The 1,111-nt window shown below is 48.9% G+C and carries 1 protein-coding gene and 1 pseudogene; both read right to left on the reverse strand.

Translation table 11 applies throughout. The annotated features are described in order from the left end of the window. Positions 1 to 495, reverse strand: a 495-nt coding sequence (locus F8N44_RS32000) for a hypothetical protein (protein ID WP_224794865.1), incomplete at its 3' end; no start/stop codon positions are given. Between the two features lie 340 nt (positions 496 to 835). Beyond that, positions 836 to 1,040 (reverse strand): annotated as a pseudogene (locus F8N44_RS32005) (hypothetical protein); the annotation flags it as partial. Positions 1,041 to 1,111 lie beyond the last annotated feature (71 nt).

Consider the following 1,111-nt stretch of genomic DNA (forward strand, 5'->3'; position numbering starts at 1 on the left):
GGCATGGTCTGCGAGAGTTACCATATAAATGTCACCCGGATGAACTTGCTGCCCCTGCTTCCATATCCCCGGGTTGCCTTTTGTATTCGGCGGATATTGCTGATTTCCAACCCACGTCCAGTAATCGCCTGAACTATCCCCGACTGGGTAATTTGTGACGCCCTCATTACAGGAAAATGAGCCTGCGGCTACAAAATAATTCCCTGGCGTGTAAGCGGAATTCCTGGAGTGGTCTGCGGGGGTCACCAAATAAGTGTCACCCTGATTAACTTGCTGCCCCCTCTTCCATATCCCCGGATTGCCTTTTGTAAATTGATGTCCAACCCACGTCCAGTTATCTGTTGACATATTCCCAGCAGGGTAATACGTGACGGGATCTCCACTGCAGAGAAATGATTGGGTAGCTGAAAAGTAATTCCCCACCGTGTAAGCGGAATTCCGATCCAAGTCTGCGGCGATCACCATATAAATATCGCCCGGATGAACTTGCTTCATCGAAAACCACACCCCTGGACTTTCTTTTGTATACGCCACATTAATTACCTTTTTTTGTTTGGTGGAAACTTATATTTAATTAACCATTGCACAGAAAAAAACTGGGGTTTTGCTGTCGATCAGTCAAAACGGTCATATAGTAGAATAAACACAGGCAGTTGCCTGACTGTGCTCTCCTAAGAACGGAGCGTGCGACTTTCACCGCACTCCGCTCAAGCCTCTCAAAGGCATTTATTGCTGCCCGGCAAAAAAAATCTCATAATGGGTATGATATCCGACGTGTTGCGGTACCAGATGTCAAATACATGGTGAGCTTCGTACTCGTTAGTGCCAATCAGGTAGCCGTCAAACTGTCAGCATCCGCTTCCTTTTTTGGCACAGCGCGGTTGCAGGGGTTTCATGACAGGAAGAAAATGGCATTGTTCGTTAACAAGGCGGAATACATCAGCCACGTCACAGAACGGCAACTGTTCATAGGCACTCTACTTACGTGCTTTCAGCCCTCTGACCGCGGATTTGTGCCAGGTCAGCTTCTGCGTTTCTCGCAGACCAGGGCTGTAGGCGGTAGCCATTGCCCAAGTGATAGCCACCCAGCACCGGGTCGATACGCTCGCCA

Origin of the sequence: Pseudomonas fluorescens, from assembly GCF_902497745.1 — a bacterium.
In the GTDB taxonomy this organism is placed as follows: domain Bacteria; phylum Pseudomonadota; class Gammaproteobacteria; order Pseudomonadales; family Pseudomonadaceae; genus Aquipseudomonas; species Aquipseudomonas fluorescens_BM.